Below are 17,785 nucleotides of genomic sequence, written 5' to 3'. Positions count from 1 at the left end.
TCCTTTCACGCGCCGGTCGATTGGGTGTTGGCCGGGCCTGCTGGCGGCTTGGGTGCCGCAGGTGCAGGAGGTGCGGCGGGCGGGGTCGGGGCGACCGGGGCGACCGGGGCACCAGCGGCAGGAGGCGTAACTGGGGCGCCCGGCGCTGGCTGGGCCACGCGTGGCTGACCCTTGTTCTGTTGCGCCGCCAACTCGGCAATTACCTTGTCACGCGGGCCGTACATAGAAATGGTACCTGCCGACATCACCAAAATATGGTCAAGACGAGACAGGATATTAGGGCGATGTGAAACGATGAAGACCGTCGAGCCATTCTCCTTGACCTTCTGCAAGGCCACGCCCAACGCACGCTCGCCGACTTCGTCGAGGTTCGAGTTGGGCTCGTCGAGCACGATCAGCTTGGGGCTCCCATAAAGGGCACGCGCCAGGCCCACCCGCTGACGCTGGCCGCCCGACAGATTTACGCCATCGCTGCCGATTATGGTGTCGTAACCGTCGGGCAGCATCAGAATCATTTCGTGCACACCGGCAGTCTGCGCAGCGAGCACGACTTTCTCGGCATCGACCTTCTCGAAACGGGCAATATTGTCGCTGATGGTTCCTTCGAACAACTCGATGTCCTGCGGAAGGTAGCCTACATACGGCCCCAGTTCGTGCTTGTCCCAGGTACTGATATCGGCGCCATCGAGGCGCACCACGCCGTGCTGAGGCGGCCAGATGCCCATCAAGGCCCGTACCAATGTCGATTTACCTGCCGCGCTCGGCCCGACGATGCCGACAACAGCCCCGGCAGGTGCGACGAAGCTGATATTACGTATGACAGGCGCTTTGGCGCCGGGCGGCGCGACCACCAGATTCTCAACCTGGATGTGGCCTTGTGGGGCCGGCAACGGCATACGTTCGGGCTCGGCGTTGAGCTTGTCCAACACCTCGTTCAAGCGCCCATACTGCACCTTTGCGCCTACGAAACCTTTCCAGCTTCCGATCATCTGATCGATAGGCGCCAGTGCGCGACCAAGCAGAATGGAGCCGGCCATCAGCAACCCTGGGTTGATCTCATGAATGATCACCAGGTAGGCACCCATCGCCAGCATGATCGACTGCGACCACATGCGGAACGTCTTGGAGATGGATGTGACCGCCCCGCCCTTGTCGCTCGCATTGGACTGCAGCAGCAAGATTCGGCGCTGGCGCACGGCCCAGCGATTCATGAGTGTCTCGAGCATGCCCATGGACTCGATGACTTCGGCGTTGCGCAGGTTCTTGGCGGTAGCAACGTTGGATTTGACGCTTTGCAGATTGGCATCAGCCAAAGCCTGAGTTGTGAAGCGATGATTCATGAATGCCAGTACCACGAGGACCACTCCGCATCCCACGGTCATCCAGCCGAACCAGGGGTGAAACATGAACATTACTGCGGTGTAGATCGGAAACCAGGGCGCATCGAAAAAGGCGAAAAGTCCAGGACCGGTCAGAAACTGGCGTAGGGATGTCAAATCGTTCAGCGACTGGGCTGTCGCATCCATCCCACCGCTGTTGAGCGCGCGCTTGAAGCTCGCACGGTAGACATCACGACTGAGCAATACATCAAGGCGGTTGCTTATGCGAACCATCATGCGCGATCGCACCCATTCCAGAGCGCCCATGGTGATCATCAAGACGGTGAGAATCAGCGTCAGCATGATCAACGTCGAGCTGCTGCTGGATGGCACGACCCGTCCAGAAATCTGGATCATGTAGAACGTCGGAACCAGCATCAGCGCGTTGACGAAAAAGCTGAACACACCCACAGAAACGAAGCTGCTTTTGCATGCCTTGAGGGCGGCCTGCAAATTATTTTCTGGTAAACGACTCATAGCATCCGTACTTGAAAAAAGGCGAAAACGGCGGGCAGTGTATCACTGGTGCTGGAGTGCGGGGGCGCAACGTTAGTGTGCCGATGCGATCAATTCAAAGCGCTCTAGAGAGCACAAGGATAGGGAAACGGAAAGCTTACGAAAATAGGGATTACTTAATTTTCTCTTGAGGAAGGGAGCAAGGGTTCTAAAGGCAGCGCTCGCCGCGATACGGGGAAACCAGACTAACCGGACAGTGTTTGAGATTGCCTCAATCGAAGCGCCACTAGCCACTCCAATCGATAAAAAGACAATGCTAAGTAGTGGCGCAAAGCTAGCACTCACGCGCCTTAAATTTGTCGCACTAAACCTGAAAAGTCATTAGTTATCACAATAGTTTGATTTATAACGATTTTTTAATTTTTAGAATTTCTGGATATATGCATATCTTATTTCATCAGGCCAGGGAAATACGCCGCAACAACAATTACGATGCACATGTAGGAAAAATCCATATCGCGTGTAAGAATTTTTACACTCAGTGATTGACATCTCACCCCGTTAAGCCTAATCATCCTCGCTCGAAGGGACGCCGCCACTGGCCGAGTCATTTGTAACAGGTTTGCCGTTTTTAGATGGCACAGTGTGTTCAAGCCAACAGGAAATGGAAATTCATGTCACTGCCTTCGCATGCATTAGATGGCCTGAAAATAAGCTCGCGGGTAACCCTGCTTGAGCCTGGAATGTATATATTCCGGTATGCCTCTCAGCCACCGTCTGACAAGCCCGTCTGTATTTCGCTACAGCAAGCGCCCCTAGGCAAAGGATCTATCGATTTCTTTCCGGGCGAAGGCGTCAGCAAGAACATGCTCACGCACCTGGGCGACACCATAGTCGCCCGTGTCAAAGGTGGCGTCGCAACTGTACTCATCACCGAATACCACATGTTCGACGCCGAAATCGATCCGGTGGATCTCCGTATCGACCGTATCGATACCTCCCCCGCCATCATGCGAAATTTTGCCGTGGTTGCAACGCCTGAGCCGAGCTATACGTTGGCAGTAGAGGCAGCACCCGCAACCCTGAAGTTGATTGCACACCTGCAAGGCGCGGGCGATGTGGAGTCCACCAAGGGCTGGGTCGGCGAACATGACGGCACCAAGCGACTAGAGGGTTTCAGCGTCATCTGGGAAAACAAGCCCGAGGGCGTTGACCTCGTCTACACCTCGACAGTTGCCGGCTCAGGCCCCAGCCCTAATGTGGCAGCAGGTACCTTCAGCGGCACCCGCGGCAAGTCGTCCCCCCTTATCTCTGCAGGGTTCAGCCTGGTCGGGCCAAACCGCTGCCTTTACGAACTCTCGGGTCACATCGTGTTTTCTGGCTCATCGCCACAACTCGTCGTGCCCAATCAGATGATGTATGGCCCCACTGGCACCGAGCCTCTGGTGGCGCTGCATCTCTCAATAGATCCCGTCACGAAGACGAACGCTCCCCGCTATAAGTCTCCGTGGGAAAACTCTGCACTGAAGCAGAAAAATAGCAGCACAGGCCAGATGGCCTGAAGTAACAGGAATTACACATGCAATACGATCAGCCTTACTCCGCGTCCGAACTGAAAGGTTCGCTGGCCAACAACCCTACTCTGTTGTCCTCCACTACCGCCGCTGCCATCAGCACTCTGCTGGCACTGGACACTGCTGAAAGTGTAAGTGTTGCTTCGTGGGACGGCGTGTCCGCCCCAGTCTCGCCAGCCGGCACCACTCCTGCCCTGGTCAGCGCAACCATCGCCGGCGCAGCGGGTGAAAACGTTGCTGTGGCCATTCCTGCCCAGCTTTCCGCAGCTCAAGCGTTCGTATTTGAAAGCGAAGCCAACCTGGTTGTGTCTTTCGATGCACCTGCTGTTGCTGCCTTTGCTGCATTCGCCGCCGAAGGCGACGTTTCTGCCGCTGCTGTAACTGATTCCACCCCAGACCTGATCGTTACTTCAGGTGATGGCAGCGACACCTTGATCTTCACTGGCGACCGTAATGTTTACGTCGACGGCCGTGACGGCAACGACACCATCATTACTGCTGCTGGCAACGACACCATCTACGGTGGCGCTGGCAACAACGTTATCCTTTCGGGTGCCGGTAACGACGAGATCTTCTTGGCTGGTACCGCTGATGTGGTCGACGCTGGCGAAGGCTACGATGTCGTTCACCTGGGCGGTTCGCGCCAGGACTACGACTTCACCGTCGGCAACAACTTCGATGTGAACCTGACCGGCACGCAAACTGCGTCGATCACTCACGCCGAGTTCCTGTCCTTCGACAACAACGAATCCGTTGCTCTGGTCGACAGCGAAGCCGAAGCGGCTGCGCTGCGTCTGTTCCAAGGCCTGCTGGGCCGTGATGCAGACAAGGATGGTGCACAACTGTGGGCTGCTCAGGCCGAAGCCGGTGTTTCCACTACCGCCATCGCTCAAGAGTTCTTGAACTCTTCCGAGTACACCGTCGTGTCGAACGAAGCGTTCGTTGAGTCTCTGTACACCCAGATTCTGCAGCGTGACGTAACCAACGTCGATGAAGCAGGCGTACAGAGCTGGCTGAACACCCTGGCTGCCGGTGGCACTCGTACCGACGTGGTCAGCGCAATTGCCACTTCGCAGGAAGCCATCAGCAACGACCAGAGCAACGGTTCGTACGTCCAGGGCCTGTACCAGGCTGCACTGGGTCGCGGTGCCGAAGCCGATGGCCTGAACAACTGGATCAGCCAGTTGGTCACCGGTACTAGCCGTACCGAAGTCGCTGCAAGCATTCTGAACTCGGCTGAAGCCGGTCAGAAAATCAACAGCGACTTCATCGACAGCCTGTACACCAACGCCTTGGGCCGCTCCGCGACCGAAGACGCTGCAAGCAAGGCTGGCTGGATCGACTATATCGCTCAGGGTCACACCCTGGCGGACGTCGCTATCGCCATCGTCGGTTCGGAAGAAGCTACCAACACAATTGACAACGTCATTGTGATCCACGGCCAGGTCTAAACCGCCCAGTCGTAGCAAGCTGAATACTGCCCGCCGCAAGGCGGGTGGTTTTCGAAAAGGGGCGACTTCAGGGTCGCCCTTCTTTTTATTATTTGCAGTGAATTCGCCAGCTATGTCCATAAACCTCGACCGTGGGCGAGAAACGCTCATGGACATATTTCATCGTCACCGTGAGGCGCAAGAGCATGAAAGCGCCGCGGCGATGCTCGAGCTCGCTCTGCAGACGCCCGAATACCGTCCAGAAGCTTTGATCTGGAAAGGCATCGATGCTTTGCCGAATGATCCCAAGCTGGCTTTTATTTTTTTCAGCAATGCAGCGCACGCCCTCCCCGAGCGTGCAGACGTACACGCCCTGCTTGGCCGCAGCATGCTGGCGCAGGGGCAGCCTGAAATGGCCGCTCGCTATCTCGCAGCCATATGGCAGAAGCTCCCCAATGACCCCGCTCTGCGCATGATGCTGTGGCAAGCTCGCAGCCAGTCGGCGAGCCCTACCGAGCTTCGCCGCTTGATCCTTGCCCACTTGCCAGATATCACGGCCGGCAATGAGCTGAACTTCGTCCTCAAGATTCTCGCTGCGCAAACCGATGCGCCAGCCACTGTCGGTGTAGCGCGCTATCTGCCCGAGGAAAAGGAAATACAGGGCTGGGCCGTTGACCTGCGCAACGTGCATGCACCTGCTGCACTGGAGTTGGAAGCCAACGGAAGGGCCATGACCGTCTCGGCCAACGTGGCCCATCCCCTGCTCACGGCCGCAGGCCTACCTGCAACCCATGGCGGAATCCGTATCAAGGTTCCTAATCCGACTCCAGCAGTGACCGTGAGATTTACAACAGGCACAGTTCTTCTAGGCAGTCCGGTTTCGGCTATGCCGACTTTCGTACCTCCGACGCCGATTGGCGATGTGGGTAAGAACCACCCGGTCGATGTTCTGATTCCGATCTACGATGGCCTCGAGGAAACCCTGGAGTGCATTATCAGCGCGATCGCGACGCGCAAGCTCAACCGTACGCCCCATCGACTCGTGGTGCTGGACGACGCGACTCCCGTACCCGCCTTGCGCAAGGCGCTGAAGCTACTGGCGAGCAAGGGCAAGATAACGCTGGTACAGCAACCGGTGAACCTGGGCTTCATACGCACCATGAATCGCGCCATGGCACTCAGCCCTCGCCAGGACGTTGTGTGGTTGAACGCTGATACCCGCGTGCATGGCAACTGGCTGGATCGGCTGCGCGATACCGCCTACGCCGCCGACGATATCGCTTCGGTGACGCCGTTTACCAATAACGGCGAACTGATGAGCTTTCCAGTCAGCCGGGTGAGTTCGCCCATGCCCAGTGCTGAGGAACAGTCTGAACTGGACACCCTGGCGAGCGATATCTCCAGTGCTGCGGTAGAGCTGGAAACCGGGTGCGGATTCTGTCTCTATATAAAAAGAACAGCATTGGAAAGTGTCGGCTATCTAGATGAAGTTACACTAACTCGTGGCTACGGGGAAGAAACTGATTGGTGCCTGAGAGCGAAAACCATGGGTTGGCGCCACCTGGGCGCTACTAATGTATTCATTGCTCATAAAGGGGGAGTCTCTTTCGGAGAGGAAAAAAACATACGAGTCGCGTACAACAACGCTGTGCTCAGACAGCGTTACCCTAAAGCAGAAAAAGCCTATCTGGATTTTTGCCAGCATGACCCTCTGCAAACGGCCCGTAATGCATTGCAAAAGGCTCGATTGGACGCATTCATAATTAAGCATGATATCACGGGTCGGAAAGTCGATACTCCCCAAACGTCCATGCCGAACATGGGTCATACAGATAAACGCTATGCAGCAAGCCTCAGCCATCAACAGCTCGCATGGGGCGAAGTTGCTACGCTAAAAATAGAATTCAGCTCCTTAGCGATGATTGTCAATTATGACTTGAGCGCCCAGATGCAAAATTTGGCAGATGATCTTAATCAGCTTATACATATGCGCCAGATATCTTTTGTCTATTCCGCACGTCACCCGATACCACACTTCGCAAAAACGTTGAAATTTGAATGTCATTCGCGACTGAAAACGACCATACAACATGATGGTTGTAATGACACAATCCAAGAGTATTCACATGGTGACAAGCGCTCATCTACCAATCAGGACCTCTCTCACCCGAGACTTTTGATGGAAAGCGACAACACATCTGAAGAAGCGATCAACAACCATCTCGAATTCATTCGAAAAAGAAAAGCAATCAGCAAACAGCAAATTTTTCTTACGGATATAGATGCCACCAGCTACACCGCCATGTGTGCGCTGGATTGTGTCATGGGCATATATGAACTTCCAGGCCTTACCCGCATGGACAGCAACGTTCTCAGCGGTTGTAGCGCGCCGACCAAAATTGCAAGCCAGAACCAAATTGAGCCGCCGACACCTTGTTTTGATATGGCAGTTAATCGCGACACTATTCGGCTGGCAGGACAACAAACGGACCATTCAGTGACGCCCAGGCATGAAATTACTAAATGACGAATTTGACGCTGAGCATTCTATGAAAATCAAGCCAAGCGTGCGAGGAGCAATCACCGGGTTGTATGGCGACGTGCTTCAAGGCTGGGCTATAGACGATGATCATACCGAGACGAGAATTGTCGTAGAAGTTTTCGCAGACGGCCAGAGTGTAGGATTTGCGAGGGCTGAGGCGTTTATTCAGAATCCTATCATCGGTGACGGGTTTCATGGCTTCGCCATGAAAATACAGGAACGCTATCTAACCAATGCCAGACAAATCTCCGCCCGAGTCGCAAACCTCGGGTATTGGCTCTGCGACGGTATCGCATTGCCGGCACCTCGTTCTGCGGGACAGTCAAATGCCGCCTCGCAGGTCTGGCACACAGGGGGCCTTAAAATCTATGGTTGGGCTTGGGATACAGGCAGTCCAAATCGGAATGTCACAATAAACGTAATCGAACACGGCCAGAAGCTCACCAGCACTGTAGCGAATCTGGCGCACCACTCCTTGTCTTATCTAAATACAAACGATCATGCGTTTGAATTGGACCTTCCGTGGCAACTGGCCGACGGCAGGGTTCATACCCTGACTATAGAAAACGACCGCGGGGAGCCTTTGTCTGGCAGCCCAATCACAGTGTGCACTTGGCCAGAAGGAATAGAAGGTATACTGCGCAATAAAAAAGCGAGTGAACTGAATGATCCAGATATTCAATTACTGGCCGAAGTAGCTAAGCAGCATGAGCTCATATTGCCCAAAAGTGCTGGATTCAACCATTACCATGAATGGTACGAAGCGTTTCAATCCGCCCCCCCGATGCTGCATGATCAACCTGTCAATTGCGGGATTCTTGTGCTCACGAAAAAGGCAAAGGAACTTGAAGCGATTTCCATGGCTAGCTTGGTTCAAAGACATCCAGCCAAAGCGATAGAGTGCTGCTCAAGCGATGATGTAGTTGACGCGTTAAAAAGTCTACAGTCACAGGGTTGCCGTAATGTCATTCCGGTTATGGCGGGTGATCGGCTGGCGCCTTTTGCACTTGATCAATTGCAAGAACTAATGATTGAAGGCGTTGACTGGGCCTATGGAGACTGCGACTGCGACGATATCAGCGGCCGACGCACCGCACCTTGGCTCAAACCTGCTTGGGATATAGATCTTTTCATAGGCGAGGACGTATTTTCCCCAGGGGCGATTTTTAGTATGTCAGCGGTGAACGCCGCGATTGATCTTACAGAGAACTGCAAGAATGAAGGCAAATTAAGCTGGGACATGTTTCTGGCTGGTATGGCACTATCGACTGTAGTTAACTCCAAACGTGTCATGCATTTACCGCGCGTAGTGTACCACAGGAGCAATAGGTTAGCGCGAACCCCCGCAGAGGATCCCAAGACAAGCAGTCGACGAGAGTCTATAGCTTGGCTTGTTCAATGTTTATCAAGTGATGCGACTCTGGACGATGTCACGGGGTATCCGGGCCTACTGAGAGCACGCTGGCCGTTGCCAGAGGTCCTTCCACGGGTAACCATAATGATCCCTACACGAGATCAAGTTGACCTTTTGAGAACCTGCGTCGAAGGCGTACTGGGACATACTGACTATGATAATTTAGAGGTTATTATAGTTGATAATGATTCCAGCGACACCAGGACCCTCGCTTATCTAGCCGAACTTGAAAGCCGCGGTGTGCATGTACTACCTCATCCGTATCCGTTCAACTATCCGGCGGTCAACAATAGAGCTGCTGAAATTGCAACTGGCAGGTTTTTATGCTTGTTAAATAATGATATCGAGATTCTCGAAGCCGATTGGCTCAAGGAATTGGTAAGCCAAGCACTGCGGCCAGGCGTTGGAGCGGTTGGTGCCAAATTACTCTGGGCGAACGGCATGGTACAGCATGGTGGCGTCACCATAGGTATAAACGGGCTCGCGGCACATGCGGGAAATAGTAGTGCTAGACAGGATGCTGGTTATCTTGGGATGAATCAGGTCGTTCGGTGCCAGAGTTCCGTTACCGGTGCATGCATGCTTACGCCTAGAGACATCTATCTAGAACTGGGTGGAATGGATGAGAATTCATTGCCTATTGCGTTCAATGATGTGGATCTATGCCTAAGGATACGCGAACGAGGCTTGAAAGTGTTGTGGACGCCTTTCGCTGAACTGATTCATGCGGAGTCTGCCAGCCGGGGAAAAGATTCGACTGTAGATCGCATTGCCCGGGGACAGCGCGAACAGAGATTTTTCAGATCCAATTGGACCGACAATGGACAAGTGGATGATTACTACCATCCTGGGTTGAGTCACGATTATCAGACAGGACCCTACGGAGGCCTCGCACTACCTCCAAGACCGCTGTCGACCGTAAGGGGGCTCGATAAGCCAACGGCTTCGAGAAAGCCATTGCGCTCATTACACGCTTTGTCCTTGAAAGACGATAATTTAGTGCGAACCAGTGGATAGCGTTAAGAGGACTTGCGGATCCGGGTGCTGATCGATGATGCAGCGTGATGAATTACACCGCTATCAGCATACGACTTCAACCTGAACTTTAGTCGAAACGATATTGGACACACCGACAATGACGGCAAAAAAAGAGCGAAGTGAGAAGAGCCTGCACCCGTTGGACAAAGAGCCAGTCATCGCGACGGGCCTTTCAGCTCGGACGTCCATAACTTCAAGCCTGGAAAAACTGCAGAAAGAAATCGAAAATACTATTTTTGATTCAGAGAAAGCAGTAGCAAATTTTAACAGACAGTTAAGAAGCAAATACGCGCTTATCGAAAAACTGAAAGAAGATATCTCCACCGGATCAACCGGACTTATAAAAGGACAAACAGGCACTGCGCATTTACACGAGATATTTGAAGAGCACGAAGCCGCGCTGCACAGAATCAAAATACTAAATGAAGATTGCGAAAGCCTAAAGAAAGCGAACAAGAGACTGGTAAGTGAAGAACAGGCTGCTTTCAAGACAGCCTCCTTGATAGAATTCGATAAAATAAATGCGCAGGATGAAAATAGGGAGTTGCTATTCCAGCTTCATCAATCCCAAGAGATTATTGAAAGACTGGTCGACGAAAGAAACATGACACAGAGGCAGCAGCATCGTATCGAGTCCTTCATAAACAAAAACCCTCATTACTGGGAGTGTGACTCGATTTCAGTAAATGTTGTCGACAATGAAACGTTACGCTGGATTGTGACGCAAACTTATATTAACAATCTATATATTCCGACCTTACGCTTTGATACGAAAGTGTGCAGTGGCATAGGCACCATCACTCTTTATCGCTCAGCTGCTTGTTCGCCGCTGATTAAATGGCCGACTGCGTTCAAACAAAGCAACCAGCTACCCCTGGTCGCTACTCAAGGACCAGTGATGCAACATGGCAATGCTATTTTGAGCGAACTGGGTTCTTCAGACTGGCTAATGGTCTGCGAACTGGTGCGCAAGGTCTTAAGAGCCGTGAAGAATACCGAACTCACGAAGTTCGCCAATTTCAATAAAGATGAATTCATCAATGGCTTTTCGGTTTTGGACCACCTGCTGCAAGGCTGGCCAGGACTTCTTAGATATGACGACGTGCTCATATCTAGCACTGCTAATCTCGATAATTATCAATCGATTTCCATTATTTTGAAAAATGTTCGGCTTGGCCACAAAGTGTGGCCAGAATTTGAGTATAAGCTCGCGAGCGCCAACGACATTAACGAGAGTTTTGGCCAAAATCCTAGATTGGAGTTTTTTGAAAGCAGTGCACATGCTTTTCACAGCTGGTTTGCAGAAAGCGATGATGATCGGGGGAAGCGATTAGAACTTCGATTCGCGATGCCTCATGCGATGGATACGAACGTGTGGAACCTGCTGCAGGATGAAGACAAGCTATTAATAACCGCTATAGTGGTTAGCTTGCCGACCCAATTGGATAACCTTATTTTTACGGGTGCCTTGCAAGGCGCAGATTGCACACGATGGAAGGTCGTCAGCGAATCGTTGAAACAGATACTGATCAGAAATACATCGGCCGGCCCGGAAAAGCCCCGAGAAAAGGGTCGGAAAGCAGCAAAGACACCTTCTACGGCCAGACTACAAACCAAAGACCTTGTTCGATTACCCACATCCAAAAATTAATTAGCCTCCGTGGACCTACGGTAAAACGAAGAGGCTGATGCGGATTTAATCTGTACAAAACAGGCAATAGCGAATATCAGCCCTCTTAAATCATAGACTGAATCTACAGTGACCCCATTATGAAAACCAAGACCAGCCTTTCAATCGCCAACGAGCAGTTTCGCGCTGAAGATTATCGAAGTGCGATAAAAAGCTATGAGCGGGCAAGAAAAGAAAATCCTGAGCTTGGAAAGATAGTTGAATACAATATACGCCTAGCTAAACAGCGAATCCAAAAGAAAACCAAGAAGGTGGATACTATTCAGGAAAAGCTTATGAAGGACATGGCGGCATTGAGAGCCCCCATACTAGCGACCTTGAATGAATCAGTGCGACGCTCTGAAATGCTGACTCGGATAGTCGCCAACAAATACCACGAACCGGATGCGTTTGATGAAGCTATCTATCTCAATGTGTACCCTGATATTGAAGAAGCGGTAAGAGACGGTGTATTTGGATCTGCGCAACAACACTTTGAAATGTTCGGAAAACACGAACAACGAGTGCATTCATTTGTAACCTTCCGCGATAGCGTACGTAAAGAAGTCAGCGCGCTTAGAAGCCAGATCAATGGTATTGACCGGCTTTTCAGTAAAAGTGGCTGGCCTGAACAAGCCGCTTCAACGCAGAATGTCTCGAGTATACCCTATTACCTGGAAAGCTCAGTATACAGCGGATCACCACAATCGATCGACGGTATGACGGTCGCGATACACTTGCACTTATTTTACCCTGACATGCTTCAGAAGATGATTCAGCATCTTAACAACATACCCCTTGCTTTCGATCTTTTCGTGTCCACCCCTTGCACGTCCACTCGCGAAATATCGGAAGAGATAGTCAAGCACGTCAGCAACATACAGGAACTGAACATAAAAACGGTGCCTAACAAAGGCAGAGATCTAGCACCATTTATAATCGAGTTCGGCGCAGAGCTTCAAGCCTACGACGCAGTGTGTCACATACATACGAAGAAAAGCACACATACTCAAGACCTTGAGCGCTGGGGCGATCAGATCCTCAACTCTTTGCTCGGCTCGAAAGATAAAGTTCACAAGATACTGAGCTTGATAAACAGCGAAACCAAATTTATATATCCCGAAGGCCAAAGCTATTACATTAAAGATCCATCAGGCTGGGCGGGAAATTACGATATAGCTCGAGAAGTACTGCATGAACATCTTGACATCAGTATCTCGGACTTCCAAAAAATCGAATTCCCTGAAGGTTCAATGTTTTGGGCAAGCAAGGAAGGAATTTCGCCTTTCCTTTCGATGTCGCTGGGCTGGGAAAATTTCCCTGAAGAACCCATACCCACAGATGGTACTTTAGCGCACGCTTTGGAACGGATAATATTGATAAGCGGGCGCAACGCTCCTGGAAAAATACTGAAGCTTCTTAACGGTCAAAGCGACATAGGGAAACTATATTATGAGCCGCAGAGAAATTACGCCAAGCTTATAAATGAACAGGCTATCAAGATTTTATCATTCTATCTGCCTCAGTTTCACCCTATCCCTGAAAACGATGAGTGGCATGGAAAAGGATTTACCGAGTGGACCAAGGTTAAAACGTCAACGCCTTTGTTCAATGAGCACTACCAACAACATGTGCCACATAGTGACATCGGTTATTACCTATTGGACTCCCCTGCCGTTCTAAAAAAGCAGGCTCAGCTTATGAAAGTGGCCGGCGTGCATGGCCAAATTTTCTATCACTATTGGTTCTCGGGAAATTGATTCTGGAAGAGCCCGCTCGCATGTTGCTTGCCAACAAAGATGTAGACATGCCTTACTGCTTCTGCTGGGCCAATGAGAACTGGACTAAGCGCTGGGATGGGAACGACTCCGAAGTACTGCTATCGCAAAATTACTCACAAGAAGATGCTGAAGCATTCATACGGTATCTCGTGCCATTTTTGAAAGACAGTCGCTACATCACGATAGATGGCCGACCCGTTCTCTATATTTATCGTCCATCATCCATTCCAAATCCCGATCAGTACATCAGCACTTGGAACAAAGTGTGTGCAGAACATGGCATACCGCCGCTTTACATCACCGCTATCATGACCAGAGGTGCCACCGACCCTAGGGACTACGGCATGGATGGGGCCCTGGAAAGGGTATTACATGACTGGACCGCTGGTAATGCCCCTGAAATCAGGGACACTTTGCATAAATATTGGCCGGTGAATGGCAGTGTTCTCAAATATGATGACGTCGCTAGTTACTATATGGATCAGACCAGCTCAAAAGACTTCGAGTATTTCAGAAGTCTTGTTCCGGCTTGGGATAATACCGCCCGTTATGGTTCGGAAGCCCATATTGTGCATGACAGCACGCCTGAGAAATTTCAGAATTGGCTTGAAAGCGCAATTTCCTACACCAAAGAAAACCTCCCTACAGACCGACAGATAGTTGTTATCAACGCCTGGAACGAATGGGCGGAGGGTGCGCATTTAGAACCAGATGAAAATTTTGGATATGCGTACCTCAATAGTGTGGGCCGAGCACTGTCCAACATACCCTATTCAGACGACATCGGCTCAAACCCCAATCTAAAAGCAATAACATGTATTGAAATCGAACTTCCTGATTATCTTATTCGAGATCTGGATTCAGACGCCCTTACCAAACTAAAATTTTTCAAACAACTGGCTGCTTCTGTTCGCAATAGCAAACTAAAAATCGTGGTAAGCAATAAATTTGCCGCTGACGAATTGAACAGACTAAAATGCCCCATCGTTCAGCTCTCGAAGCACAAACCGTCTTTCAAATTACAGTTTAGAAAGCTGGCACTGATCACTGAAAGTTTCATCAGCGAGATGCGGAAGGCTCACTCAATCAATACAGAGTCCGTTATCATATCGAATGAATACGGCGCATCCCAAGAACTACAAAAAGACGTAGGCCATTGCTCCGTACATTCCGAGAGTGCTTACAATAACTCTGTTATCCTCATTCCTTCGGGCCACAGAGATCAGACATTCAAAATATGCCATAAAGCCCGTGTGTTTCCAACGAAAGTTACAACTCAAAACCCGGACCTTCTATCCGAGGTAACGACTATCATTAGATTTCACAAAAACGACAACCTGAGTGAGCTTAGAAATGCATTGCTGAGTTTGGCAGCCATCCATTCCTGCGTCGTCAAACCACTCATATGCGCCCAAGATCTATCTCAACAGCAATTTAAAGCATTGACGTCGTTGTGCGATAACTTTAATTACTCACCCAACACCCAAATATCCATTATGCGATTCAACTCCCATAATAACTCCCAGGATATTCGAGCCAAACTTCTACATGATGGACTGAACGCAGCGACCTCGCGTTATGTTGCCTTCCTAGACCATGACGATCTCATGCTCAGCGATTCCTACAGCTACCTAATAAATAGACTTCAAACGACCCAATCCAAAGCTACGTTTGGACGCGTGTATGATACAACCTACGAATCGGAGTCGGAACGGTTCATTAAAAGAAATAAAACATACGAATACGGCTTCACCTATAAAGAGTTCTTAGAGACAAACCATGCCCCACTTCATAGCTTCATGCTGGACAAATCAAAGTTTGATGCTAATGCGCTAGAGTATTTCTCAGACCAGAAATTCATGGAAGACTACTACCTCACGTTGCAGATTTTCGATGAGACCACGACTGACTGGGCTTCTTTGAGTGAGAATTTTTACATTGGCGATTACCTGCATTGTACCGATAGAGCACACACGCTTGCCATCACAAACACTGAGTCTCGAGACTCGGTTATAACAAACGATCTCTTCGAGAAATGCAAAACCCGCCTCGATGAACTCAGAGAGAAGATTCGACAACGAACCTTTGGAGCTAATTAACTTATGACCACTCTTCGAAATTTTATTCCGGCTAAGGCCGAAAGTATCTCTGAGCTTATACATGCTTGGAATCTCGAAGAGCCGGCGCCTAGTTTTGAGTCCCGGGACGACGGATCTCCCTTTACCATCAGTGGCTGGGTTTTGAGTGTTCATAAAGCTACCCACGTTTTGATAGATATCGCTGGCCGGCGGTTTAGCGGCCCTATCGACATTGAACGAACCGATGTTGCAGAAGCGCTCTCAGGTGAGTTCAAGGGTACTCGACCTGTGCTGACATGCGGGTTCAGCATTGTGACTAATATCCCCAGCTCAGATGTTCCGTCTTTTGATATCGCTTTGACGCATGATGATCAACCCTGCTGGCTAGGCACGTTCTTTTTTGAAGAACTTTCAAAAGTGCAAATAGGTCGCGATGGCTGGCTCTTTCTGGACAACGACACCAACAATAGCGTCGAGCAGTATGTGGGTGACGTGATTCTAGATGATCAGCTAAAGCACGACTGGATGGATTACATCCGGCATTTTTCAACAGCTGCTAATGAACGCGGTTTTGAATGGCGATTTCTGCTTGCCCCCGGAAAGGAATATGTACTGCCTGAGTACTATCCGCATGCATGTAGTCCATTCAATACGCCTAATCAGTTCGTTGAACTTTTCAAAGCGGATGCTAGGTTTATCTACCCACTCGCCGAGCTGACCCATGACAAGGCTCTTACCTATTGGAAAGGCGATACGCACTGGACGGATTATGGTGCTTATGTAGCGTTCACGCGGATCATTTCGAGCTTTGGCTTGGACATGGAAAGCTTTGAACGGCATATGAAAATCAGCTATACCATTGAGCAGAGCAAAGGGGATTTAGCTGAAAAGCTAGACCCCCCACCGCTGCATCCTAGAATTGCTTTCAGCATACCCGATTCCGCCTTGGCTGTGACATTCAATAATCACATTAACAACAACGGCAAAATCGTTGTGTTCGAGAATCCCTCAGCACACATGCATCGTACGTTGGTCGTCTTTGGCAGCTCATCTTCGGACAGTTTAGTTAAACCACTTACGTTATTTTTTAGCCGCGTGGTTCAAGTTCATAGCAGTGCATCCGTTGATACAACGATATTGGATCACGAGCGTCCTGACCATGTCTTACTTCAGTCAAATTCACGCTTCATATTGGAGTGCCCTGCTGTTTACGGCACGTATTCAATCAAAAGCGTGATCGCCGAAAAGCTTCAACGGCTCACTGATCTTGAAAGAGAGCGCCTGAAATTCAAGGTGGCTAATTACCAATTTGGGACATCTCACAAAAATAATTTTTACAAGGCGCTGAGCACGATGTGACGCACAGCTAACGAATGGGCCGATGTGCTTTTTTCACCGGCCCGGCCTCCTGCACTGCTTAACAAATTCAGCTTTAGAGAGTAGATAAAAATTATGGTGTTAGACGAAATCTATAATCAGCATGTCGGACGCGTTTCGGACAAGTGGCAAAGCTATTTATACCATTACGATAGATTGTTTAGCCCTGTTCGAGAACATTTTCTATCGATTCTCGAGATCGGCATCCAGAACGGCGGCTCACTGGAGATCTGGGATAAATATTTTCCCAATGCTACATCGATCTCAGGATGCGACATCAACGAAGAGTGTGCCTCACTCAGCTACAATTCCAATAGAATAAATATTGTTATTGGTGACATAAAGAATCAGGACACTCAGAATAAATTAACGGAACGCTCACCCGTTTTCGACATCATCATCGATGATGGCTCCCACACCAGCTCCGATATAATCCGAACTTTTTCTGATATGTTCGGCTTCATCAGTGAGGGTGGAATTTTTATTGCTGAAGATCTGCACTGTAGCTATTGGGCGGACTGGGAGGGCGGACTCAATTATCCGCTCTCCGCGATGGCTTTTTTCAAGAAACTTGCTGACATCATAAATCACGAGCACTGGCAGATTGGTCGAACAAGGGCCGATTATTTGAAAGCTTATGGCCTGACTCCAGCTCTCAGTGAATCGCTGCTATCTGAAATTCACTCCATTGAATTTGTCAACTCAATGTGCATTATTAGAAGGAAACCGGCTTTAGAAAATGCACTGGGCCGTCGAAATATTGCCGGATGCCACGAGCAAGTTGTGTCTATCAAGGCCTCCCATGGCACATTGTCTGTTCCCCCTGATCAATCTACGGCCGATTATCACACCAGGATGAACCTTCTTGAAACCTCACGATTGCATGCTGCCTTGGAGCTTGAGCTGATTGAAGCCGAAATCGAAACACTCCAAAAATCGAATAGCGCTGCAACATAGCGTGCCCGACTCAAGTTTGGCGTGACAGGTCTTACACCTACCCTACTATTAATTGGCTGGGTAATTTTTGTGGAACACTGGACGCAGCTT

Annotated in this window: 8 protein-coding genes and 2 pseudogenes; 9 read left to right on the top strand and 1 reads right to left on the bottom strand. The window is 50.2% G+C overall.

Annotated elements, in window-relative coordinates:
- Nucleotides 1-5: 5 nt before the first annotated feature.
- Nucleotides 6-1,856 (bottom strand): type I secretion system permease/ATPase, encoded by a 1,851-nt coding sequence (locus LT40_RS09175; protein ID WP_043189135.1) that lies wholly within the window; start codon nt 1,854-1,856, stop codon nt 6-8.
- A gap of 722 nt (nt 1,857-2,578) precedes the next feature.
- Between LT40_RS09175 and LT40_RS09170 the strand changes: the two genes are divergently transcribed.
- The 9 genes and pseudogenes from LT40_RS09170 (at nt 2,579) to LT40_RS09130 (ending at nt 17,695) form a co-directional block, all read left to right on the top strand.
- Complete coding sequence (locus LT40_RS09170; protein ID WP_043189132.1) at nt 2,579-3,397, top strand: hypothetical protein; 819 nt, start codon at nt 2,579-2,581, stop codon at nt 3,395-3,397.
- Nucleotides 3,398-3,414: 17 nt separating this feature from the next.
- Complete coding sequence (locus tag LT40_RS09165) at nt 3,415-4,860, top strand: DUF4214 domain-containing protein (protein WP_043189128.1); 1,446 nt, start codon at nt 3,415-3,417, stop codon at nt 4,858-4,860.
- A gap of 148 nt (nt 4,861-5,008) precedes the next feature.
- Nucleotides 5,009-6,593 (top strand): annotated as a pseudogene (locus tag LT40_RS09160) (glycosyltransferase family 2 protein); the annotation flags it as partial.
- A gap of 756 nt (nt 6,594-7,349) precedes the next feature.
- Entirely contained in the window at nt 7,350-9,812 is a 2,463-nt protein-coding gene (locus tag LT40_RS21225; RefSeq protein WP_084139770.1) for a glycosyltransferase family 2 protein, read from the top strand.
- A 118-nt stretch (nt 9,813-9,930) separates the two neighbouring features.
- Nucleotides 9,931-11,484, top strand: a complete 1,554-nt coding sequence (locus tag LT40_RS21680) for a hypothetical protein (RefSeq protein WP_043189120.1) — start codon at nt 9,931-9,933, stop codon at nt 11,482-11,484.
- A gap of 119 nt (nt 11,485-11,603) precedes the next feature.
- Nucleotides 11,604-13,966 (top strand): annotated as a pseudogene (locus LT40_RS20935) (glycoside hydrolase family 99-like domain-containing protein); the annotation flags it as partial.
- Nucleotides 13,967-14,350: 384 nt separating this feature from the next.
- Nucleotides 14,351-15,382: a glycosyltransferase gene (locus tag LT40_RS22035; RefSeq protein WP_420329687.1), complete on the top strand. Its 1,032-nt coding sequence runs from the start codon at nt 14,351-14,353 to the stop codon at nt 15,380-15,382.
- Between the two features lie 3 nt (nt 15,383-15,385).
- Entirely contained in the window at nt 15,386-16,720 is a 1,335-nt protein-coding gene (locus LT40_RS09135) for an alginate O-acetyltransferase AlgX-related protein (RefSeq protein WP_043189118.1), read from the top strand.
- A 93-nt stretch (nt 16,721-16,813) separates the two neighbouring features.
- Nucleotides 16,814-17,695 carry a class I SAM-dependent methyltransferase gene (locus LT40_RS09130; protein WP_052393362.1) on the top strand — a complete coding sequence of 294 codons (882 nt, stop codon included), beginning with the start codon at nt 16,814-16,816 and terminating at the stop codon, nt 17,693-17,695.
- Nucleotides 17,696-17,785: the final 90 nt, after the last annotated feature.

Source organism: Pseudomonas rhizosphaerae, from assembly GCF_000761155.1.
Lineage (GTDB): Bacteria > Pseudomonadota > Gammaproteobacteria > Pseudomonadales > Pseudomonadaceae > Aquipseudomonas > Aquipseudomonas rhizosphaerae.
Note: the sequence above shows the minus strand (reverse complement) of the source record. Positions and strands in the feature narration are given on the sequence as shown.